Origin of the sequence: Bifidobacterium aemilianum (assembly GCF_003315635.1) — a bacterium.
GTDB classification, from domain to species: Bacteria; Actinomycetota; Actinomycetes; order Actinomycetales; family Bifidobacteriaceae; genus Bifidobacterium; species Bifidobacterium aemilianum.
In genome coordinates, this window is the sequence record NZ_PDCG01000059.1 from 1 (window position 1) to 488 (window position 488).

1 pseudogene is annotated in these 488 nt (G+C 67.8%); it reads left to right on the plus strand.

Annotated features, from left to right (window positions below):
• Positions 1-488: pseudogene (locus CRD60_RS08400) on the plus strand (DNA repair protein RadA); the annotation flags it as partial.

The following is a 488-nucleotide window of genomic DNA, read 5'->3' on the forward strand; positions in this document are numbered from 1 at the left end:
CCGCGGTCGCGGACTCCCTCCTGCCGGCCTCCACCCCCCGCCTGTGCACGGTCCTGCGCCTGATTGAACAGAACAAACCCTCGCTGGCGATTGTGGATTCAGCCCAGACCATCACATCCCAGGACGTAGACGGCATCTCCGGCGGCTCCACCCAGGTGCGCGAGGTGGCCTCCGCATTGATTGACCTGGCCAAGACCTACGACATACCGGTCATGCTGGTGGGACATGTGACCAAGGACGGCGCCATAGCCGGCCCGCGCACCCTGGAGCACCTGGTGGACGTGGTCTGCCAGTTCGAGGGCGACGCGCAGACGGCCCTGCGCATGCTCCACGCAGCCAAGAACCGCTTTGGCCCCCCCGACGAGGTGGGCTGTTTCGACATGACCGGCCCGGTCAGCGAGCAGGTCAAAGACCCTGCCGGGCTTGTACTGTCCACGGCCGACGCCCCAGCAGCGGGCGCGTGCGTCGCTTGCCGCACAGACGGGCGG